The sequence below is a fragment of the Micromonospora sp. NPDC048986 genome (genome assembly GCF_040649335.1).
Lineage (GTDB): Bacteria > Actinomycetota > Actinomycetes > Mycobacteriales > Micromonosporaceae > Micromonospora > Micromonospora alfalfae.
Genome location: NZ_JBEZFJ010000019.1, coordinates 1 through 20,535 on the forward strand (window position 1 = coordinate 1; position 20,535 = coordinate 20,535).

The 20,535-nt window shown below is 72.0% G+C and carries 21 protein-coding genes; 8 read left to right on the forward strand and 13 right to left on the reverse strand.

The window, feature by feature from the left end; translation table 11 throughout:
• The 4 genes from AB0B94_RS29705 to AB0B94_RS29720 all read right to left on the reverse strand — a co-directional run.
• Positions 1-181, reverse strand: a 181-nt coding sequence (locus tag AB0B94_RS29705) for a hypothetical protein (protein ID WP_357287975.1), incomplete at its 3' end; no start/stop codon positions are given.
• A 73-nt stretch (positions 182-254) separates the two neighbouring features.
• Positions 255-1,217 (reverse strand): zinc-binding dehydrogenase, encoded by a 963-nt coding sequence (locus tag AB0B94_RS29710; RefSeq protein ID WP_112583659.1) that lies wholly within the window; start codon positions 1,215-1,217, stop codon positions 255-257.
• Positions 1,218-1,367: 150 nt separating this feature from the next.
• Positions 1,368-2,546 carry an NADP-dependent malic enzyme gene (locus AB0B94_RS29715; protein ID WP_238668179.1) on the reverse strand — a complete coding sequence of 393 codons (1,179 nt, stop codon included), beginning with the start codon at positions 2,544-2,546 and terminating at the stop codon, positions 1,368-1,370.
• Positions 2,547-2,691: 145 nt separating this feature from the next.
• Positions 2,692-3,042 carry a S24/S26 family peptidase gene (locus AB0B94_RS29720; RefSeq protein WP_238677854.1) on the reverse strand — a complete coding sequence of 117 codons (351 nt, stop codon included), beginning with the start codon at positions 3,040-3,042 and terminating at the stop codon, positions 2,692-2,694.
• An 84-nt stretch (positions 3,043-3,126) separates the two neighbouring features.
• On the opposite strand from AB0B94_RS29720, the gene sodN reads away from it, so the two are divergent.
• From sodN to AB0B94_RS29735, 3 genes are read left to right on the forward strand one after another with little or no spacing between them, the layout of a single operon-like run.
• Complete coding sequence (gene sodN / locus AB0B94_RS29725) at positions 3,127-3,531, forward strand: superoxide dismutase, Ni (protein ID WP_030336684.1); 405 nt, start codon at positions 3,127-3,129, stop codon at positions 3,529-3,531.
• The gene (locus AB0B94_RS29730) at positions 3,528-4,106 is read left to right on the forward strand and encodes a GNAT family N-acetyltransferase (RefSeq protein ID WP_357287982.1); all 579 of its coding nucleotides are present in this window, start codon (positions 3,528-3,530) and stop codon (positions 4,104-4,106) included. Before sodN ends, AB0B94_RS29730 begins: the two co-directional genes overlap by 4 nt.
• A 32-nt stretch (positions 4,107-4,138) precedes the next feature.
• A complete protein-coding gene (locus tag AB0B94_RS29735; RefSeq protein WP_357287985.1) occupies positions 4,139-4,546 on the forward strand; it encodes an ATP-binding protein in 408 nt (135 codons plus the stop codon).
• 22 nt (positions 4,547-4,568) lie between these two features.
• Here the strand turns inward: AB0B94_RS29735 and AB0B94_RS29740 are convergent, their stop codons facing one another.
• Positions 4,569-4,958: a hypothetical protein gene (locus AB0B94_RS29740; RefSeq protein WP_124853891.1), complete on the reverse strand. Its 390-nt coding sequence runs from the start codon at positions 4,956-4,958 to the stop codon at positions 4,569-4,571.
• Between the two features lie 43 nt (positions 4,959-5,001).
• Between AB0B94_RS29740 and AB0B94_RS29745 the strand changes: the two genes are divergently transcribed.
• Positions 5,002-5,952, forward strand: a complete 951-nt coding sequence (locus AB0B94_RS29745; RefSeq protein ID WP_091406065.1) for a diacylglycerol kinase family protein — start codon at positions 5,002-5,004, stop codon at positions 5,950-5,952.
• A 448-nt stretch (positions 5,953-6,400) separates the two neighbouring features.
• Entirely contained in the window at positions 6,401-6,658 is a 258-nt protein-coding gene (locus AB0B94_RS29750; protein ID WP_088950012.1) for a WhiB family transcriptional regulator, read from the forward strand.
• A gap of 87 nt (positions 6,659-6,745) precedes the next feature.
• On the opposite strand, the gene AB0B94_RS29755 is transcribed toward AB0B94_RS29750, so the two are convergent.
• From AB0B94_RS29755 to AB0B94_RS29775, 5 genes are all read right to left on the reverse strand, one after another.
• A complete protein-coding gene (locus AB0B94_RS29755; RefSeq protein ID WP_357288263.1) occupies positions 6,746-7,513 on the reverse strand; it encodes a CbiX/SirB N-terminal domain-containing protein in 768 nt (255 codons plus the stop codon).
• Positions 7,514-7,530: 17 nt separating this feature from the next.
• Positions 7,531-8,292 carry a phosphoadenylyl-sulfate reductase gene (locus AB0B94_RS29760; RefSeq protein WP_091406068.1) on the reverse strand — a complete coding sequence of 254 codons (762 nt, stop codon included), beginning with the start codon at positions 8,290-8,292 and terminating at the stop codon, positions 7,531-7,533.
• Positions 8,289-8,450, reverse strand: coding sequence for a hypothetical protein (locus AB0B94_RS29765; RefSeq protein ID WP_357287992.1), 162 nt, complete (start codon positions 8,448-8,450; stop codon positions 8,289-8,291). The genes AB0B94_RS29760 and AB0B94_RS29765 overlap by 4 nt, the downstream gene beginning before the upstream one ends.
• Entirely contained in the window at positions 8,447-10,159 is a 1,713-nt protein-coding gene (locus tag AB0B94_RS29770; RefSeq protein WP_357287995.1) for a nitrite/sulfite reductase, read from the reverse strand. The genes AB0B94_RS29765 and AB0B94_RS29770 overlap by 4 nt, the downstream gene beginning before the upstream one ends.
• 291 nt (positions 10,160-10,450) lie before the next feature.
• Positions 10,451-11,362 (reverse strand): ArsR family transcriptional regulator, encoded by a 912-nt coding sequence (locus AB0B94_RS29775; protein ID WP_357287998.1) that lies wholly within the window; start codon positions 11,360-11,362, stop codon positions 10,451-10,453.
• Positions 11,363-11,425: 63 nt separating this feature from the next.
• Between AB0B94_RS29775 and AB0B94_RS29780 the strand changes: the two genes are divergently transcribed.
• On the forward strand, positions 11,426-12,451 hold the full coding sequence (locus tag AB0B94_RS29780) for an aldo/keto reductase family protein (RefSeq protein ID WP_357288001.1): 1,026 nt from the start codon (positions 11,426-11,428) through the stop codon (positions 12,449-12,451).
• Between the two features lie 36 nt (positions 12,452-12,487).
• Positions 12,488-14,038: a glycosyltransferase family 39 protein gene (locus tag AB0B94_RS29785; RefSeq protein WP_357288006.1), complete on the forward strand. Its 1,551-nt coding sequence runs from the start codon at positions 12,488-12,490 to the stop codon at positions 14,036-14,038.
• Positions 14,039-14,136: 98 nt separating this feature from the next.
• Here AB0B94_RS29785 and AB0B94_RS29790 read toward each other — a convergent pair whose 3' ends face one another.
• Both AB0B94_RS29790 and AB0B94_RS29795 read right to left on the reverse strand, forming a co-directional pair.
• Entirely contained in the window at positions 14,137-15,729 is a 1,593-nt protein-coding gene (locus AB0B94_RS29790; RefSeq protein WP_357288009.1) for a histidine kinase N-terminal domain-containing protein, read from the reverse strand.
• Positions 15,730-15,754: 25 nt separating this feature from the next.
• On the reverse strand, positions 15,755-16,786 hold the full coding sequence (locus AB0B94_RS29795) for an SIS domain-containing protein (RefSeq protein ID WP_357288013.1): 1,032 nt from the start codon (positions 16,784-16,786) through the stop codon (positions 15,755-15,757).
• 188 nt (positions 16,787-16,974) lie between these two features.
• Here AB0B94_RS29795 and AB0B94_RS29800 point away from each other — a divergent pair, with 188 nt between their 5' ends.
• Positions 16,975-18,801 (forward strand): tetratricopeptide repeat protein, encoded by a 1,827-nt coding sequence (locus AB0B94_RS29800; protein WP_357288016.1) that lies wholly within the window; start codon positions 16,975-16,977, stop codon positions 18,799-18,801.
• Between the two features lie 142 nt (positions 18,802-18,943).
• Here AB0B94_RS29800 and AB0B94_RS29805 read toward each other — a convergent pair whose 3' ends face one another.
• On the reverse strand, positions 18,944-20,530 hold the full coding sequence (locus AB0B94_RS29805; protein WP_238668191.1) for an MDR family MFS transporter: 1,587 nt from the start codon (positions 20,528-20,530) through the stop codon (positions 18,944-18,946).
• Positions 20,531-20,535: the final 5 nt, after the last annotated feature.

Genomic DNA, 20,535 nt, shown 5'->3' on the forward strand with positions numbered 1-20,535 from the left:
AGCGGATCACCAGGTCGTCGGCGCGGGTGTTGGCGTACATGCCACCCGCCTTGCCGAACGGGGTGCGGACGCCGTCGACCCACGCCGCCCGCCCGCGCCGCCCGCGCCGCCCGCGCTGCCCGCGCCGCCCAAGATCGCGCTTTAACCAGGAAATAGTGGCCTCCGACGACGCGGAGACCACTATTTCCATGATGTTGCGCGATCTTGAGGGCGGGGCGGGGCGCGGCCGGCGCCGCGGCGCGGCGCGGCATGCGTCAGGCGGTGTGGTCGATGACGACCTTGCCGAAGGCGTCCCCGGAGTGCAGTCGAGCGAAGGCGTCCTCGACCCGGCTGAACGGGATGACGCTGTCCACCACCGGGCGCACCTCGTTGTCGGAGCAGAACGCCAGCAGCTCGTACAGCTCGCCGGGCGTGCCCATCGAGGTGCCCAGGATCTCCAGTTGCATGGCGAAGACCCGGCGCAGGTTGACAGATGGCTCGTGCCCGGCGGTCGCGCCGGAGACCACGATCCGGGCCATCGGCGCTGCCGACTTCAGCGAGTGGTCGAAGGTGGCCGCGCCGACCGTCTCGATCACCACGTCCACCCGCTCCGGCAGCCGGGCACCGGGCTCCACGGCGATGGCGCCGAGGGCCGAGATCCGGTCCCGCTTGACGGCGTCGCGGCTGGTCGCGTACACCCGCTTGCCCATCGCGACGGCGAGCGCGACGGCCGCGGTGGCCACGCCGCCGCCAGCGCCCTGGACCAGCACGCTGTCGGCGTCCGCGACGCGGCCCTTCGTGGTCAGCATCCGCCACGCGGTCAGCCAGGCCGTGGGCAGGCAGGCCGCGTCGGTCGCCGCCATGCCGTCGGGCAGCGGAATCAGATTCGATCGGGGTACGGCCACCCGCTCGGCGAGCGTCCCGGCGAAGTGCTCGGAGAGGATGGAAACCCCGCGCGGGTCACCCGGTGTGACGACCACCGGGTACACGACCACCGGGCGGCCCTCCGGGTCCAACCCGACCGCGTCGCAGCCGAGGATCATCGGCAGCTGGGCCTCGGTGAGACCCACCCCGCGCAGCGACCAGAGGTCGTGGTGGTTGAGCGAGGTGGCCCGCAACTGCACGGTCACCCAGTCGTCGGCCGGAGGGGTCGGCTCGGGCCGCTCGCCGACGGTGAGCGCGGCGAGCGGGTCGGCGTCGTCGAAACGGGAGGCAAAGGCAGCACGCATGATCGGCACGGTAACAAGCTGAGCGCTCGTTAAGAAGCTGTGCGCGCAGGCCGGCGGGCGCACACCGCGCCGGATCGCCCCCAGCCCACCCGTGCGCTCACCGGCGCCGCCGGTGCGCCCCGGTCGACGGGTGCGCCTACCGGCGGGCGACGGGTGCGCCTACCGGCGGGCGACGCCGTCGCGGCGGGCGGCTTCGGCGACCGCCTCGGCCACGGCCGGCGCGACGCGCGGGTCGAGCGGGGACGGGACGATCGCGTCGGCGGTCAGGGACTCCGCCACCACACCGGCGATGGCGTCCGCGGCGGCGACCTTCATCGCCTCGGTGATCCGGGTGGCACCGGCATCCAGCGCGCCGCGGAACACCCCGGGGAAGGCCAACACGTTGTTGATCTGGTTGGGGTAGTCGCTGCGCCCGGTGGCGACCACCGCGACGTGCCGGGCGGCCACCTCCGGGTGCACCTCGGGGGTCGGGTTCGCCAGCGCGAACACGATCCCGCCGGGTGCCATCCCGGCCACCGCGGCCTCGGGGATCTGCCCGCCGGAGACCCCGACCAGCACGTCCGCGTCGCGCAACGCCTCGGTGATGTCGCCGTGGCGGCCGTCGGCGTTCGTGCTCGCCGCCAGCTCGGCCTTGGTGCCGGTCAGCTCGGTGCGGTGCCGGCCGATGATCCCCTTGGAGTCGCAGACCACCACCTGGTCGGGGTTGACGCCCCCGGCGATCAGCATCTTCGTCACGGCCACGCCGGCCGCGCCCGCGCCACTCACCGCCACCCGCAGGTCGCCGAGCTTGCGGTCGAGCAACATCGCGGCGTTGCGCAGCGCGGCCAGCACCACTATCGCAGTGCCGTGCTGGTCGTCGTGGAAGACCGGGATGTCCAGCGCCTCGTCGAGCCGACGCTCGATCTCGAAGCAACGCGGCGCGCTGATGTCCTCCAGGTTGATCCCACCGAACGAGGGGGCCAGCGCCCGCACCACCGCGACGATCTCGTCCACGTCCTGGGTGTCCAGGCAGACCGGCACCGCGTCCACCCCGGCGAACTGCTTGAACAGCACCGCCTTGCCCTCCATCACCGGCAGCGCGGCCCGGGGACCGATGTTGCCCAGCCCGAGCACCGCCGAGCCGTCGGTGACCACCGCGACCGTGTGCGACACCCAGGTGTACTCGTCGACCAGGGCGGGGTCGGCGGCGATCGCCTCACACACCCGGGCCACCCCCGGGGTGTACGCCAGGGAGAGGTCCTCCCGGCTGGTGAGCGGCACTGTCGAGGTGACGGCCATCTTGCCGCCCCGGTGCAGCAGGAAGACGGGATCAGCGGGGTCCACGGTGGACGAAGACATGGTGGTGACTCCAGGATCTGTCGAGCAGATGTGAGGCGGCCGGCCCCGCCGCGAGGTGGGCGGCGAGCTGTGGCACGCGGTGCGGGGGGTCACCCGGGCACTTTCCGAGCATAGTGTCGGCACCACCCCCCGGATGTGAGCAGGGTCATAACTGACGACGAGGTACCCGTCCGGGGCGCGGCCAGTAGCGGGCCACCACCCGTCCGCGTACGTCGGCCACCCCGTACGCCCGGGAGTCATCGGTGATCAGGTCGTTGTCGCCGCGCAGCCACCAGCCGCCGTCCTGCGGCCGGACCGCACGCTTCACCACCAGCAGATCGGGCCGGGTCCGGAAGACCGCGACCACCACGTCGCCGGCTCGGATCGGACGGCCGCCGGGACGGACCAACACCGCGTCGCCGTGTCGCAGGGTCGGGGCCATGGACGGGCCGGTCACCAGCACGGCGGTCAGCGGCCTCCGCAACCGGGGCACCTCAGCCGGGTGATCGGCGACCACTGGTTTCACCTCCAGCCGGTTCGGGGAGCATCCCCAGGAGTAATGTCGCCTTTGATCATCGCAAACTTCCCATGGAGGATCCCGATGCGACTTCCGCGCATCCTTGCGCCCCGCGTCACCGCGAGCGCTCACTGCGACCTGCCGTGCGGTGTCTACGACCCGGCTCAGGCCCGGATCGAGGCCGAGTCGGTCAAAATGATCTGCGAGAAGTACCAGTCGAACACCGACCCGGAGTTCCGCACCCGCGCCATCATCATCAAGGAGCAGCGCGCCGAGCTGGTCAAGCACCACCTCTGGGTGCTGTGGACCGACTACTTCAAGCCGCCGCACTTCGAGAAGTACCCGAACCTGCACAGCCTGTTCAACGAGGCCACCAAGCTCGCCGGCGCCGGTGGCGTCAAGGGCAGCCTCGACCCGGCCACCGCCGACAAGCTGCTCGCGAAGATCGACGAGATCTCGAAGATCTTCTGGGAGACCAAGAAGGCGTGACCTCTGCGGTCATCCCGACGATCCGGCCGGCACGTCCCGAGGACGTGCCGGCCGTCGTCGCCATGGTGCACGAGTTGGCCGAGTACGAGCGCGCCCCGGAGCAGTGCCACCTCACCACCGAGCAGTTGACCTCGGCCCTGTTCGCTACTGCTCCCCCAGGTCGCGGCGTGCCGCCAGACGCGCCGAGCCGGAGCGGTGGTACGTCCGCTCCGGCGCTCTTCGGGCACGTCGCGGTCGACGAGCACGACGAGCCGGTCGGCTTCGCGCTGTGGTTCCTCAACTTCTCCACCTGGGCCGGCGTGCACGGCATCCACCTGGAGGACCTCTACGTCCGGCCGGCCGCGCGGGGCACCGGCGCCGGTCGACTGTTGCTCGCCGCGCTGGCCGACATCTGCGTACGACGCGGCTACCAGCGGCTCGAGTGGTCGATGATCGACTGGAATCCGGCCGCCGGCTTCTACGCCTCGGTCGGCGCCGAACAGATGAGCGAGTGGGTTCCCTACCGGCTCAGCGACGCCGCGCTCCGCGAGCTGGCCGAGCACGCCGCCACCGCCGGCACGCGTATGGGCGACTGACCGGGTAGAGTCCCCGACCGGGGGGATGAGGCGTGACTCAACTGACTGGCCAGGCAGCGACCGACGACGACGTGGTGCACCTCACTGTGCCTGCCGACGGCGGTTACCTCGGCGTGCTCCGCACCGCCACCGCCGGTCTCGCGGCCCGGTTGCAGTTCGCGCTCGACGAGATCGAGGATCTTCGGATCGCTGTCGACGAGGCGTGCGCCATGCTGCTCGCCATCGCCACCCGCGACGCCGAGTTGGAGTGCCGCTTCGCGGTCACCGAGGACGCGCTGACAGTCGAGGTGACGGTGCCGACAGTGCGCGGTGCCACGCTGCCCGCCGAGTCGTCCTTCGCCTGGAAGGTGCTCACCGCGCTGACCACCTCGGCGTCCGCGACCTCCGCCGGCGATCGGGCCACGATCGCGCTGCTCACCCGCCGCTCCGGCGGCTACTGACCGAGCCGGCCCACCGGCGCTGTCACTCGAAGCCGAGGGCGCGGGTCGTCGGAGGGCAGATCAGCAGCCAGGCCACGCCCAGGCCGAGCGCCATCAGCGGCACGCCCAGCCAGCCCAGGCCGGCCTGGATCATGAACCATCCGATCGGCAGCAGCATCAGCTGGAGCACTATCGCGGGGGCCCGTGCGCCCGCCTGACGGCGTAGCAGCGCGCGACCCAGGGCCCAGAGCGCGACGGCCGCCCCGATGGCGAACACGGTCACCAGCAATGCCGCCAGCAGGTCGGTGCGGGTGGCAGTGAGGTCGGCCCAGACCAGCCAGACGGCGATCAGCCCGACGACGGCCGCCTCCGCCCACAGCAGCCGGACCGCCCAGCGGAGCGTGACGGGGATCGGGTCCGAGTCGATGGTCACGCGCGCCACGATACCCGGGCTGCCGGAAGGTACAGTGCCGCCCATGCGGGCCGTCCTGGTGGTCAATCCGAAGGCCACCACCACCAGCGAACGCAGCCGGGACGTGCTCGTCCGGGCGCTGCGCAGCGAAGTCGATCTCAGTGTGCGCTACACCCGTCGCCGTGGACACGCAGTGGCGCTGGCCCGGGAGGCAGCCGCTGAGGGCGTCGACCTGGTCGTCACCCTGGGTGGCGACGGCACTGTGAACGAGGTGGTGAACGGCCTTATGACTGCCGAACCGCCGACTCGCGCCGGCGACGCGCCGATGGCCGAGCGACTGCCCGCGTTGGCGACCGTCCCCGGTGGCTCGACGAACGTGTTCGCCCGTGCTGTGGGTCTGCCCCGGGAGTGGCCGGAGGCGACCAGCATGATCCTGGAGGGGCTGCGGCTGGGCCGGAGCCGGACGGTGGGGCTGGGCCTCGCCGACGACCGCTACTTCACCTTCTGCGCCGGCTTCGGCCTGGACGCCGCGGTGATCCACCGGGTGGAGCAGGCCCGGCGGAAGGGTCGGGTCTCCACGCCGTCGCTCTATCTGCGTTCGATCATGAATCAGTACTTCTTCGCCTCGGACCGGCGGCACCCGGCGATCGTCCTGGAGCGCCCGGGTGAGCCGGCGGAGGCCGAGCTGGCCACCGTCATCATCCAGAACACGGCACCGTGGACGTACCTGGGCGACCGGGAGGTCAACCCGAACCCGGCGGCGTCGTTCGATCTCGGGCTGGATGTGCTGGCGTTGCGTCAGCTCCGGGTGGCTAGCACAACACGGACAGTGACGCAGTTCCTGTCCCGGCAACCGGATCCACGCGGCCGGCAGGTGTTACGACTCCATGACACGGCGGAGTTCACGCTGGTCTCCAGCCGTCCGCAGGCGTTCCAGCTCGACGGGGACTATCTCGGCGAGCGGGAGAAAGTCAGATTCACCTCCGTTCCGGCCGCACTGAGAGTAATCTGCTAGGTCTCGGGTACTGCCCTTGGTCGAAGCGGTGGCCACAACCGGCCGACACGGTCGCCGCCACACCGAAGACAGGTGCCGGAAATGTCAGCAATGTCACGCGGACTGTACTATATTGATCCTCGACTGTGGCACGGCGGGTAACCAGGAAAGCACTGGTATCCGGACAAATGGGTTGTGGTCTTGCTCACCGCCCGGAGTTTTTCCGAGCGTCACCCTTGACATCACGACTGTTCGTGAAAGTATTCACAAGCGAACTTGAGTTACCGGGACAGTGCCTGGATATGCTCGGCAGGTTGAGCTGTTCCAGCAGGTCCCCGGGCGCTAACTGCCTGCTCACGCACTGCCGAATGGACGGACGCTAACTGTCACCATCGGCACGCGGATGCATATAGGAAAAGCACGACCAAGCAATTGTTGCCACCCATCCAGAATGAGGAGTGTTGCCGCCATGGACTGGCGTCACCATAGTGTCTGCCGTGACGAGGACCCGGAGCTGTTCTTCCCGATCGGGACGTCCGGTCCGGCTCTCCTGCAGGTCGAGCAGGCCAAGGCCGTCTGCAGGCGCTGCTCCGTGACCGACCAGTGCCTGCAGTGGGCACTCGAGTCAGGTCAGGACGCTGGCGTCTGGGGCGGAATGAGCGAAGAGGAGCGGCGCGCCGTCAAGCGGCGCGGCGGTCTCCGGGTGTTGCGCGCTCACTCCGCCTGATTCCCAACACACAGCCGTACGCCCCGGTGGGTCCGCCCGCCGGGGCGTGCTGCTGTCCGGCACCGGAACACACAGTGCCGGCACGGGTCAGCCGGTGGACGCCAGCACCGGCCGGTCATCGACCCGACGCAACACCAACTCGACCAACTCCGGCGCGTCGGTCAACGGCGCGGCGATCGCCACCGCACCCGCCGCCCCGGCCGCCTCGGTCACCGCGTCGTGGAACAACCCCGGCGCCAGGAAGTACGCGGACACCGCCACCCGGCGCGCGCCGGACGCCCGCAACCGGGACACCGCCACACCGGCAGCCGGTGGAGCCGCCGACGCGTACGCCACCCGGCAGGGCACCCCGAACTCCACACCGAGCGCGTCGGCGACCCGGCCCACCGATCGCCGCGCCCGCGCGTCCCGGGTGCCCGCGGCGGCCAGCACCAACGCGTCGAAACGACCCGGACGCGTCTCACCCAGCCGTCGGCACAGCCCGGCCAGCAGCCCCGGATCGGGCGTGTCGTCCGCCGGGCCGAGCACATCGGTCACCCGTACCGACAGCTGTGGCCCGGACCGCGCCGCCGCGGCGACCGCCGCCGGAATGTCCACCCGATGGTGGTACGCGGCGGTCAGCAGCAACGGCACGAGCACCGCCCGGCGGTGACCGGCCACGGCCAGGTCGCGCAGCACCTCGGTCGGCCCCGGCTCGGTGTGGTCCAGCCAACTCGCCCACACCGGTGTGCCCGGCCGGGCCGCCGACACCGCCCGAGCCAGCGCCCGGGTGGCATCGGCCGCCCGCGGGTCACGGCTGCCGTGCGCGACCAGGACCACCGGGTCCGCCCCGCCAGCCGCACCGAGGCCGGTCAGGGGCGTCGCCGGGGAGGTCAGACGTGCAGCCCGCACTCGGTCTTCTCGAACATGGCCCACCGGCCGGCCCGCGCGTCCTCGCCGGCCTTCGTACGGCGGGTGCACGGCCAGCAGCCGATCGACCCGTAACCCTGCTTGAACAGCTCGTTGACGGGCACGTTGAACCGGGCGATGTAGGAGTCCACGTCCTTCTGCGACCAGGCCGCTATCGGGTTGACCTTGACCTTGCCCCGACGCGCGTCGAAGGTCACCACAGGTGTGTTGGCCCGGCTCGGCGACTCGTCCCGGCGCAGCCCGGCAGCCCAGGCGTCGTACCCGGTCAGCGCCCGCTCCAACGGCTCCACCTTGCGCAACTGGCAGCAGTCGTCCGGCGACTTGTTGAACAGCCGGGGGCCGTACTGGCCGTCCTGCTGGCCGACGGTGAGCCGGGGCCGGATGGACCGGACGTTCACCGGCAGCGTCCGGGCGACCTCGTCGCGTACCCGCAGCGTCTCGGGGAAGTGCAGGCCGGTGTCGAGGAAGACCACGTCCACCCCGGGGGCCACCCGGGAGACCAGGTGCGCCAGCACGGCGTCGGCCATCGAGCTGGTCACGCAGAACCGCTCACCGAAGGTCTGCGCCGCCCAGCGGGCGATCTCCAGTGCCGGTGCGCCTTCCAGGTCCCGAGCGGCCTGCTCGGCCAGGGCCCGTAGCTCGTCCGGGTCGCGCCGGGCCGGGTCGGCCGGCGTCGAGCCGCCCGGGCCCACCAGGCGCAGGCTGGCGGCCGAGACGAGACTCATGAGATCACCGCCCGACTCAGCAACCCGGTGAACTTCACCGAGAAGACCCGGGTGCAGGCGTGGCACTCCCACGCGCCGTGACCCGCCTCGTGCGGCCGCAGGTCCTCCTCGCCGCAGTACGGGCAGTACAGAGGTGCCGCTCGGTTCTCGCTGCTCACCGCAGTTCCTCCTCGTCGACTCTGATCACCCAGTTGGCGAACGTCTCGCCCTCGCTCCGACCGGCCAGGTAGCGACGGGCCAGCCCTTCCACGTACTCCGGAAGTTCGTCGGCGGTGGTCTTCAGGCCGCGAAGCTTGCGGCCGAAACCGGCGGTCTGCCCCTGGGCCATGCCCAGCCCGCCGCCCAGGTGCACCTGGAAGCCCTCGACCTGTTGGCCGTCCGGTCCGACCACCAGTTGACCCTTGAGCCCGATGTCGGCCACCTGGGTGCGTGCGCACGCGTTCGGGCAGCCGTTGATGTGGATCGAGATGTCCGCGTCGAAGTCGCGCAGCCGCTGCTCCAGCCGGGCCACCAACTCCTCGCCGCGGGCTTTCGTCTCGACGATGGCGAGCTTGCAGTACTCGATGCCGGTGCACGCCATCGTGCCGCGCCGCCAGGCCGACGGCCGGGCCTCCAGACCGATCCCGCGTAGCGCGTCGATCAGCGACTCCGTCCGCTCCGACGGCACGTCGAGCACCAGCAGCTTCTGGTACGGGGTGAGCCGCACCCGGTCGCTGCCGTGCGCCTCGACCACGTCGGCCAACTGGCTGAGCTGCGCGCCGGAGACCCGCCCGACCACCGGAGCGGCGCCCACGTAGTGCCGCCCGTCGGCCTGCTCGTGCACGCCCACGTGGTCGACCGGCTTCGACGGCAGGATCGGCGCCGGGCCGTCGAGCAGCGTCCGACCGAGGTAGTCCTTCTCCAGGACCTCGCGGAAGCGCTCCACACCCCAGTCGGCCACCAGGAACTTCAACCGGGCCCGGTTGCGCAGTCGGCGGTAGCCGTAGTCGCGGAAGATCCCGACCACCCCGGCCCACACGTCCGGCACCTCGGCCAGCGGCACCCAGACGCCGAGCCGCTTGGCGAGCATCGGGTTGGTGGACAGGCCCCCGCCGACCCAGACGTCGAAGCCGGGCCCGTGCTCCGGGTGGTCGACACCGAGGAAGGCGATGTCGTTCGACTCGTACGGGGTGTCCACCAGCCAGGAGATCGACGTCTTGAACTTGCGGGGCAGGTTGGAGAACTGCTTGTCGCCGACGTACCGGGAGACGATCTCGTCGATCGCGGGAGTCGGGTCGAGCAGCTCGTCGCGGGCCACCCCGGCGACCGGGCTGCCCAGCACGATCCGTGGGCAGTCGCCGCACGCCTCGGTGGTCTGCAGACCGACGGACTCCAGCCGACGCCAGATCTCCGGCATGTCCTCGACCCGGATCCAGTGGTACTGGATGTTCTGCCGGTCGGTGATGTCGGCGGTGTCCCGCGCGAACTCCCGGGAGATGTCCGCGATCACCCGCAGCTGGGCCAGGCTGAGCTGCCCGCCGTCGATGCGGACCCGGAGCATGAAGAACTCGTCCTCCAGCTCGTGCGGCTCCAGCACGGCGGTGCGCCCGCCGTCGATGCCCGCCTTGCGCTGGGTGTAGAGGCCCCACCAGCGGAACCGGCCCCGCAGGTCCTGCGGGTCGATGGAGGCGAAGCCGCGGTGCGCGTAGATGGTCTCGATGCGGGCCCGGACGTTGAGCGGGTCGTCGTCCTTCTTGATCCGCTCGTTGGGGTTGAGCGGCTCGCGGTGGCCGAGCGCCCACTGACCCTCACCCCGTGGCCGGCGCGGCGCTCGGGTCGGGCGAGCCGTCGGGTCCTCGGAACGGGCCGGGATGCTGCTGACCGCCATCGCGGCGTCCTCCGTTGTCTGCTGTGCCTCGGGACACGCGGGGCGCGGCGGCCGGCCCGGCTAAGCGGGCGGGACAACGGTGTCTGAGACAGCCGGCGCGGAGCGCGCCCGAGACGGATTGGTCGGGCGTCGTCAGTAGGCCGGACAGATCGCGCTGCGCACGCGGCCGTAATCGACGTGGCGACGTGCCACGAAGCGGCGGACGACTGCGGCGGTCATGGGCCCATGCTGCCACACCCCAAGGGGGCCGGCCAATGTCCACGTGCTGGATCCCACATCACGGGCCGAGGCTCAGCCGACCAGCTGGTCACCGAGGATAGTTCGGGCATAACGCACCACCCGCCCCTGTCGTACGCCGGCGATCAGGCCGTTGTCCCGCAACGTGGTGAGGTGGTGCGACGCCGTCGCCGGTGCGAGACCCAGCATCGCGGCCACCTCGCCGGTGCTCAGCGGCGAGTCCAGCAGGGACAGCGCCGCCGCCCGGGTACCGCCGAGCAGCGCGCCCAGCGCCGCGCTGGGCGGGGGCGAATCCCACAGCCCGCCCAGTCCGGTGGGCGGATAGCAGAGGGCGGGCCCGGCGTCGCCCTCCATGATCGCGTGCACAGTCGGCCCGGAGAACGCGGTGGGCAGCAGCGTCCACGGACGCCCGTCCAGGTCGGCCGGCACTGTCGTGCCGACGGCGACCCGCAGCGCCGCGCCGTCCCAGCGGATCAACGGGTGCACCTCGCGCAGCAGGGTACGACCGCCCTGCTCGGCGGCGAGCAGCGTGCGCCGCCGGATGTCGGCCAGCGCGAGCGCCCGCAGCCGGGGCCAGTCCGGTGCGATCAGCACTGTGAAGTACCTGTGGAGTTGGGCGACCAACTCGTCCGGGGCCAGCCGGGGTGCGCCGGCCCGCTCCAGTTGCCGGCGCATCCGGGACGGGTCGGTGCCGGCGACCGCCCGCAGCTCGGCGGCCAGGTTCGGTGCCACTCCGATCGGGGTGAGGAAATCCGGCACGTAACCGTTGGACGACCTGAGCACCGCCAACAGCGGTTCCAGGCCGGCGTCCGGCAGCAGCCGCTCCGCGCGTTGCCGCCACGGACGGTGCATCCAGTACTTCTCCGGCTTGCGTAACGCCCAGGAGCTGGCCACCAGCTCGGCCAGGGGCGAGTGCACGAACCGGACCCGGCTCAGATCGTCAGGCGAGAACCGAACCTCGATCACCCACGGATTCGACCACGTTCGAACGGTTCGGCGACAGCGCGGGGCGGCCCGACGATTCTCGTCATGGAGTACAGGCAACTGGGCCGGTCGGGCCTGCGCGTCAGCGCGGTCGCGTACGGCAACTGGGTCACCCACGGCAACCAGCTCGACGACGACGCGGCGGCCGCGTGCGTGGCCGCCGCCCTGGATGCGGGCATCACCACGTTCGACACCGCCGACCGGTACGCCCAGGGTCGGGCCGAGGAGGCGTTGGGCAAGGCGCTGAGCGGCGTCCGGCGCAGCTCGATCGAGCTGTGCACGAAGGTGTGCCTGCCGGTCGGGCCGGGAGCCAACGACGCCGGGCTGTCCCGCAAGCACGTCATCGAGGGCTGCCACGCCTCGCTGAGCCGGCTGGGCACCGACTACCTCGACCTCTACCAGGCACACCGGCACGACGACAGCGTGCCGCTGGAGGAGACGATGCTCGCCTTCGCCGACCTGGTCCGCCAGGGCAAGGTGCTCTACGTCGGCGCCTCCGAGTGGACCGCCCCGCAGCTGCGCGCGGGCCTGCGACTCGCCGCCGAGCTGCACATCCCGTTCATCGCCAACCAGCCGCAGTACTCCATGCTGTGGCGGGTCGTGGAGGCCGAGGTGTCGCCCGCCTGCGCCGACCTCGGCCTGGGCCAGCTCGCCTGGTCGCCGCTCGCGATGGGCGTGCTGACCGGTCGGTACGAGCCGGGCCGACGTCCACCCGCCGGCTCCCGGGCCACCGACGGTTTCGGTGGCCCGTTCATCGCCCGCTACTCCTCGAATCTGCTGCTCTCCCGGGTACGCCAGCTCCGGCCGGTCGCCGAGGCCGCCGGCTGCACGATGGCCCAGTTGGCGGTGGCCTGGGTGCTGCGCCGGCCGACGGTGGCCGGCGCGATCGTCGGCGCGTCCCGGCCCGAGCAGCTCATCGAGACGGCCAAGGCCGCCACGGTACGGCTCGACGACGAGCTGATGGCCCGGATCGACGCCGTGCTCGACGAACTGGTGGAGCGTGATCCGGCGAAGACCGCCCGCCCGAACGACGTGATGCCCGCCTGGCGCCCACCACCTGCGGCCGGCTGACGCCCGCGCGGGGGGTGGCCGTGGCAGGCTCGGACCGTGGGGCAATTGTCCGAGAGGTCGGCCGGGGCGGCGTGGGAGCACCTGCGCCGCCTGCCGGTCTGGCTCCCCCCGGCGCTGTTGACAGTGGCGGTGACAGTGACCGGGCTGGGCTCCGCCCAGCTCTGGCGCGACGAGCTGGCGACGTGGAGCGCGGCCACCCGCTCGCCCGGCGACCTGCTCCGGCTGGCCGGCACCATCGACGCCGCCACCGGGCCGTACTACCTGCTGATGCACGTCTGGACCAGGGTCTTCGGCGACTCCACGATCGCCCTGCGCGTGCCGGCGGTGCTGGCGATGACAGTGGCCGCCGGGCTGCTCGCCGTGCTCGGGGCACGGCTCGTCGACCGGCGCGGCGGTCTCTTCGCCGGGCTGCTGTTCGCGGTGCTCCCCGGCACCTCCCGCTACGGGCAGGAGGCCCGCCCGTACGCGCTGGCCACCATGCTCACCGTGCTCGCCACACTGCTGCTGGTGACCGCGCTGCGTCGACCGAGCTGGGCCCGGTGGGCCGGTTACGCCGTCGCCGTCGTCGCCCTCGGGCTCATTCACCTGATCGCACTCACACTGCTCGCCGCCCACGCGCTGGTCGTCCTCATCGCCTGGTGGCGCGGCCCAGCCGCGGCCGGCGTCGCCACCCGGGACCACCCCATTGCCAGCCGAGACCACCCCACCGCCAGCCGAGACCACCCCACTGTCGAGCGGGACCGACGGGTGTGGCGATGGCTGGTCGCCGTGGTGCCGGTCGCGCTGCTGGTCGGCCCGCTGCTGGTCAAGGCCCGGACCCAGCAGTCCCGGCAGTTGGACTGGGTCCACCTGGCCCGGCTGGACGACCTGACCGCGCTGCCCGGCGGCGTCACCCAGAGCAGTGTGGTCGGTGGCCTGCTGCTCGGGGTCGCGGCGCTCGGCGCGGCCCGGCTCGGGCGACGCGCCCTGCTGCCGGTCGGCGCGGTGCTGCTGCCCGTGCTGCTGCTCTTCGCCGCGGGCACTGTCGTACCGCTGTGGGTGCCCCGGTACCTGGTCTTCGTGGTGCCCTTCGCCTGCCTGCTGGCCGGCGCGGCGCTGGCCGCCGTTGCCGCACCGGCCGCGCTCGTCGTGGTGGTGCTGGCCGGGCTGCTCGGCCTACCCGACCAGGCCGCGCTGCGGCGGACCCACGAGTGGCCGCGCAGCGCGCCGGTGGACTACGCGGGGGCGGCGCGGGTGATCGCCGACGGCCAACGCCCGGGGGACGCGGTGGTCTACGCGCCCCGGCACAGCTGGCTCTTCCTCGACCTTGGTATCGAGTACCACCTCGGCGACCCGCCACGTGACGTGCTGGTCACCGAGGACGAGGTGCGCCGCGGTGACCTGTGGGCCGCCGAGTGCCCCCAACCGGCGCGGTGCCTGGCCGGCACGCCTCGGGTCTGGCTCGTCGTCTCCGGCCGGCACCCCGAGCCGCTGGCCGCCGTGTCCGGCGCCAAGGGCGACGCGCTGCGCACGGACTTCACAGTCGCCCAGGTCTGGCAGCGCCCCGGCCTCACCGTCGCCCTGCTGACCAGCCGCCCCGACCGCTGACACATCCCGGTTGCCACCTCGGCAGAACGCCGGAGGCTACGACCGGCGACCCCGTGAGACGGCGAACGCGCCGCCACGCCGGACGACGCGCGCGGCGGTCAGGGCTGCGAGCGGCCGTCGTGGGTGTTGCGGGCCAGCGGGACGACCAGCATGGCCTCGGTGCCGCCATTGGCGCCGGCGCGCAGTTCGATGGTGCCGCGCAGCTCCCCGGTGATCAGGGCCCGGACGATCTGGAGGCCGAGCCGGCTGCCGCGTTCGGCGTCGAAGTCCGGCGGCAGGCCACGCCCGTTGTCGGTCACCGAGACGTGCAGCATCTTGCGGAACCGGTGCGCGGAGACCACCACCTCGGGCCGCAGCGACGGGTCCACCTCGGGGGCGGCGACCGGCACCATGCCGGAGGCGGAGGCCACCGGGGCCTGCTCCGTCTCGTCGGACGGCGGGAAGCCGTGCTCGACGGCGTTGAGCAGCAACTCGTTGAGGACCATCACCAACGAGGTGGCGATCTCCGCCGGCAGTACGCCGAAGCTGCCCCGCCGGCGCATGCCGACGCTCACCTCGGTCGCCGCGACCTCGGTCGCCGCGCTGGCCACCCGGTCGACGATGCCGTCGAACTCCACCGCCTCGTCGCTGGACATCGAGAGTGTCTCGTGCACCAGGGCGATCGAGGCGACCCGACGGACCGATTCCTCAAGGGCGACCCGGGCCTCCGGCATCGCCACCCGGCGGGCCTGCAACCGCAGCAGCGCGGCCACCGTCTGGAGATTGTTCTTCACCCGGTGGTGGATCTCCCGGATGGTGGCGTCCTTGGTGATCAGTGCCCGGTCCCGGCGACGGACCTCGGTGATGTCCCGGACCAGCACCAACGCTCCGATCGGCACCCCGGCCGGCATCAGCGGCAGCGCCCGGGTGAGCATCGTGGCGCCTCGTGCGTCGATCTCCCGGCGAGGTGGCGCCTCACCGCGCAGCGCGGCCAGGATGCCGTTCGAGGCCTCGGTGCCGTCCAGCGGGTCACCGGCCAACCGGCGGTGCAACGCGGCCAGGTCCTCCCCCACCAGGTGCGAGGCGTAGCCCAGCCGGCGGTACGCGGACTGCGCGTTCGGGCTGGCGTAGGTGACCTTGCCGCCGGCGTCGAGCCGGACCAGGCCGTCGCCGACCCGGGGGGCGGAGGTGGTCTCGCCCGGATGCCGCGGCGGTGGGAAGGTGCCGTCGGCGATCATCTGCGCCAGGTCGTCGGCGGTGGTGAGGTAGTTGAGCTCCAGTTGGCTGGGCGTACGCGCGGTGGAGAGGTTGGTGTCCCGCCCGACCACGGCGATCACCTCGCCGGCCTCCCCCTCGACGGTGCGCAGCCGGACCGGGATCGCCTCGTGTCGGGCCGGCACGTCGCCGTACCAGACCGGGTCGCCCTCGCGCCAGATCCGACCCTGGGAGTACGCCACCCCCAGGTGGGCCACCTCCGGCCCGCCGACGATCCGACCCACCTGGTCGTCCTGGTAGGCGGTCGGTGCGGTGGTCGGGCGCACCTGGGCGACACAGAGGAACGTGCCGTCGGCGTCGACCGGCACCCAGAGCAGCAGGTCAGCGAAGGACAGATCGGAGAGCAGTTGCCAGTCGCCGGCGATCCGGTGCAGGTGGTCGATGTCGGCCGGTCGGAGATGGGTGTGCTCCTCGGCGAGGTCGCGCAGCGTGGACACGGTGACCAGGGTGCCACGCCGCGCCTCACATCGTCGCGGTGACCTTCTTCAACCCGCGCGGCGCGTCCGGGTCCTCGCCTCGGGTCAGCGCCAGGGCCAGGGCCAACCGTTGCATCGGCAGGATGTCCAGCAGCGGGGCGTACCGCTCGTCGACCTCGGGAACGGCCAGCCGGGTGGCGCCCGGCACGTCGGCGGAGCCGACCACCACGACGTCGGCGCGGCGTTCGCCGAGGCGGGGCAGCACCTCACCCATCGACCGGCCGCCGGGGCCGGAACCGACAACGGCGAGCACCGGGACCTCCGGGTCGGTCATCGCGAGCGGGCCGTGCAGCAGGTCGGCGCCGGAGAAGGCGAGCGCCGGCAGGTACGAGGTCTCCATCAGCTTCAGCGCTGCCTCCCGGGCGGTGGGGTAGGCGTAGCCCCGGCCGGTGGTGACCAGCTGACGGGCGAACCGGTAGCGCGGGGCGAGCTGGGCCGGGGTGCCGTCGGCCAGGGTGCGGGCGGCCAGTTCGGGCAGTGCGTCGAGCGCGTCCCGTTCGGCCTTCGGAAGCACGCCGTCGCCGGCCCGGATCCCCTCCACCAGCATCAGCAGGGCCAGCAGCTCGGCGGTGTACGTCTTGGTGGCGGCCACCGCCCGCTCGTGCCCGGCGGCGATGTCGACGCTCAGCTCAGCCACGTCGACAAGCGGCGAGTCGGGGGCGTTGGTCACCGCGAGGGTCAGCGCGCCGGAGGCTCGGGCTGCGCGCAGCACCTCGGCCAGGTCGGGCGAGCCGCCGCTCTGGCTGACCCCGACGACGAGCGCGTCGGAGAGGTCGGGGCGGGCCCCGAACAGGGTGACGGCGCTGGGCGAGGCCAGCCCGGCGGGCAGGCCGAGCCGGATCTCGGTCAGGTAGGCCCCGTAGAGCGCCGCGTGATCGGAGGTGCCCCGTGCGGTGAAGACCACGTGCCGTGGCCGACGCTCCGCGATGACCGCCGCCACCCGGGCGATCTCGGCGGCGTTGGCGGCGGAGAGCAGGCGTGCGTAGCCAGCCGGCTGCTCGTCGATGTCGGCGGCCATTCCAGCCCCTGCACGTGTCACGGAAACCCCTCCCCTGCGCGATTGCCGCGCGATTTTTGCTCAGTCTTGCACTTTTGAGCGTATCTCAGCAATTGAACGAGCAGGACTGCGCAGATGATCACCAGTTGATGTCAATATCAACTAAGCTTTACCCGTTGCACCCGGTCTAACTGCCACGAGAGGACGACGTGCCCGAGGGAACGGATGATCCCGCGCTCTCCGCGACGGAGGAGCTGGCGCTGGCCCGGCTGGCACTCGACGAGGGCGACCTGCACCACGCCGCCGGCCACCTCGCCGGCGCGTTGGCGCAGGCCCCCACCCTGCCGGAGGTGCACGAGACGCTGGCCCGGCTCGCCGCGACGAGCGGCGGCGGCCTCGACCTCTTCCCGATCAACCACCACACCTTCGTCGGTGCTGTCGTCGCCCGCGCCCACCTCCTCGCCACCGCCGGACGCCCCGCCGAAGGGCTGGAGCTGCTGGCCGCTGCGACGTCGTACGCGCCCGGCACCGAGTGGGCCGGCGTGCCCTGGGTCACCGCGCCCGAGCTGGCCGAACGACTGGAACCGGAGCACATCGCCCGCGTCCTCATGCAGGTCTGCGCCGCACTGCCCGACCCGGTGCCGCGGATCGGGCGGGCCCCGCTGACCCCGTACCTCACGCTCGCCCGCAACGCCGCCACCGTGCACCCCGAACACGGCCTGCTGCTGGGCGCGGCGTCCGCGCTGGCCCGGCGTCTCGGCGAGGTCGAGCTGGCGGTCCGCTGGGCCACCCGAGGGGTACGCGCACAGCCCTCGAAGATGGGCGAGGTGTGGCTCGGGTACGCGTACCGCAGCTCGGGCCGGACCCGCGACGGCCTCGCGGCCCTCGGTCGGGCCGTCGAGCTGGACCCCGACGACCTGGCGATCTACGCGGACATCGCCGGCACCCTGGCCGAGATCGGCCGGCTGGACGAGGCGTTGGAGTGGACCGAGCGGGCGCTGGCGCGCGATCCGTCGTTCGACTGCGCGGTGCACACCGCCCACCGCCTACGGCACCTGCGCGACGGCGACCTCGCCCACCTTGTCGCGCTCGCCGACTTCGTGCGGGACCACCCGGACGACAGCCACGAGCACGGCGACCTGGCCCAGTGCTGCCGAGGTCGACCCTGGCTCGGCCAACTCACCCCGGCCGGTGGTCCCCTTGTCGACGCGATGCGCCAGGCGGTGGCCGATGACGACAATGGTCTCGGCGGTGCCGTACGCCTACCGGCCGCCGCCCCGCCGAGCGCGGTCGGAACGGCGATCTCCACCGCCCCCGGGCTGCGGATCGAGGTCGTCGGCGCACCGGAACCCGACCCGCGCGAGCCCCGGCGGGAGTCCGCTCAGCGGTTGTGGCACTACGCGGACACGGTCCCGACGCCCGCACTGGCGGCGCCCTCGGCGACGGCTGTCGAACGGATCGGGCAGATAGCCCACCCGGCGTGGGCACACCCACCGGCGGCGTACGACGCGGCGGTGGGTCTGGCCGGCCTCGAGCTTGGCGACCTGCTCGGCCTGCTGGTGCATCCGCCGGCGGCGCCGGCCAACGCGGTGGGTCGGCTGCTGGCGGCCCACGACCCGTCGGTCTGGGTCCGTGGAGTGCAGGTGTGGGCCTGCCTGGGGCTGCTGCACCACCGCACCGACGAGCCGTGGGAGGGCAGTACCCGGCGGCGGGTGCTGCTCGACCTGATCTGGGGCGTCGAGGACTGGGTCACCGAGGCGGCGCTGTTCGCCCTGGTCACCGCCGCCTGGGTGGACCCCTCGGTGCGGTCGGACGTGGCTCGGGTGGTGGCGGAGCGGTTGGCCGACGCGGCTGCCGTGGCGCGGAGCCGACCGGTCCCGATCGCTGCCTCGCTGGCTCACCTGGCACTCGCCGCCCCGCAGTTGGATCCGGCGACAGCGGCACTGGCCAGCGAACTGCTGGCCGCCCACTCCCCCGGGCTTCCCCGCCCCCGCAACCCCCTGCGCCGCCTCTGGCAACGCCTGATCCGCCGCTGACTCCCCCGCGAACCCGCGAACCCGCGAACCCCGCCACCCCCGCGATCTTGCACTTACTGTCGCCGTTTTGTCGGAAACAGGGTTTATGCACGCGCACAAAGTGCAAGATCGCGGGGGTTGGGGGTTGGGGGTTGGGGTTGGGTCAGGCGACGGGGGCCTTGCCGAGGGCGACCTCGGCGTCCTCCTCCGGGGTGGCCTGCGGCGGCGCCTCGTTCGCGGTGCGCAGCGGGATCTCCTTGATGAACCAGGCGAGCACCGGGATCACGATGGTGAACAGCACCGCCCAGAGGAAGACGTGCGAGATGGCGTCGGAGAGACCACCGAGCACCGCCTCGCGCGCCTGGGCGGGCAGTTCCTTGAGCTTCTCCAGGTCCATCCCGGCGCCGGCCTCGCCGCCACCGAAGGCCCGACCGCCCTCGGAGCTGGCCAGCCGGTTGGCGAAGATCGCGCCGAACAGCGAGATGCCGAACGAACCGCCGATCGACCGGAAGAAGGTGGCCGCGCCGCTGGCCGCGCCGAGGTCCTTCTGCTCCACGCTGTTCTGCGCGATCAGCATCGACGTCTGCATGAGGAAGCCCATGCCGACGCCGAGCACGATCATGTAGATCGAGGACATCAGCTTGCTGGTGTCGGTGTCGAGCATGGACAGCAGCGCCATGCCCGCTGTCATCACCACGCCACCGATGATCGGGTACGCCCGGTATCTGCCGTTGCGGGTGATCGCCCGGCCGATGACCAGCGAGACGACAAGCATGCCGAACATCAGGGGCAGCAGCAGCAGACCGCTGTTGGTGGCCGACGCCCCCTGCACCGTCTGCTGGTAGAGCGGCAGGAAGTTCATCGCGCCGAACATCGCGAAGCCAAGCAGGAAGCCGATCACCGAGATCAGCGCGAAGTTGCGGTTGGCGAAGAGCGCCAGCGGCAGGATCGGCTCCTGGACCCGGCGTTCCACCAGGCCGAACGCCACCAACGCGACGACGGCCAGCACTGCCAGGCCGAGGATCTGCGGCGAGGTCCAGTCGTACTCGTTGCCACCCCAGGTGGTGATGAGCACGATCGCGGTGATGCCGACCGAGAGCAGCCCGGCGCCGAGCCAGTCGATCCGGTGCTCGGTGCGGTACTTCGGCAGGTGCATGGTGGTGATCAGGACGAGCAGCGCGATTCCGCCCAGCGGCAGGTTCACGTAGAACGCCCAGCGCCAGGAGAGGTGGTCGGTGATGAATCCGCCGGCCAGCGGGCCGGCGACCATGGCGATGGCCATGATGCCGGCGATCATGCCCTGGTAGCGCCCGCGCTCGCGGGGCGGGACCAGGTCACCGATGATCGCCATCACGCCGACCATGAGGCCGCCGGCGCCAAGGCCCTGCACGGCCCGGAAGGCGATGAGCTGGACCATGCCGTCCTCTGGGCCGCCGAGCATCCCGGAGCCGGCCATGCCACAGAGGGCGGAGCCGACCAGGAAGACGACGACCGAGGTCAGGAAGACCGACTTGCGGCCGTAGAGGTCACCGAGCTTGCCCCAGATCGGGGTCGAGACGGTGGTGCCCAGAACGTACGCGGTAACCACCCAGGTGAAGTGGTTGAGCCCGCCGAACTCGCCGACGATCCGCGGTAACGCGGTGCTGACGATCATATTGTCGAGCATCGCGAGCATCATCGCGATCATCAGCCCGAACAGCACGACCCGGATGTTGTTGGGTCGCGTGCCGGCCTGGGTTGCCTGAGTCATGGGTA

What these genes read in the sequence shown, in the direction of transcription:
- AB0B94_RS29715 (WP_238668179.1), bottom strand. Translation starts at nt 2,546, where the DNA reads ATGTCTTCGTCCACCGTGGACCCCGCTGATCCCGTCTTCCTGCTGCAC.
- sodN (WP_030336684.1), top strand. Translation starts at nt 3,127, where the DNA reads ATGCGACTTCCGCGCATCCTTGCGCCCCGCGTCACCGCGAGCGCTCAC.
- AB0B94_RS29745 (WP_091406065.1), top strand. Translation starts at nt 5,002, where the DNA reads ATGCGGGCCGTCCTGGTGGTCAATCCGAAGGCCACCACCACCAGCGAA.
- AB0B94_RS29750 (WP_088950012.1), top strand. Translation starts at nt 6,401, where the DNA reads ATGGACTGGCGTCACCATAGTGTCTGCCGTGACGAGGACCCGGAGCTG.
- AB0B94_RS29760 (WP_091406068.1), bottom strand. Translation starts at nt 8,292, where the DNA reads ATGAGTCTCGTCTCGGCCGCCAGCCTGCGCCTGGTGGGCCCGGGCGGC.
- AB0B94_RS29770 (WP_357287995.1), bottom strand. Translation starts at nt 10,159, where the DNA reads ATGGCGGTCAGCAGCATCCCGGCCCGTTCCGAGGACCCGACGGCTCGC.
- AB0B94_RS29780 (WP_357288001.1), top strand. Translation starts at nt 11,426, where the DNA reads ATGGAGTACAGGCAACTGGGCCGGTCGGGCCTGCGCGTCAGCGCGGTC.
- AB0B94_RS29795 (WP_357288013.1), bottom strand. Translation starts at nt 16,786, where the DNA reads ATGGCCGCCGACATCGACGAGCAGCCGGCTGGCTACGCACGCCTGCTC.
- AB0B94_RS29805 (WP_238668191.1), bottom strand. Translation starts at nt 20,530, where the DNA reads ATGACTCAGGCAACCCAGGCCGGCACGCGACCCAACAACATCCGGGTC.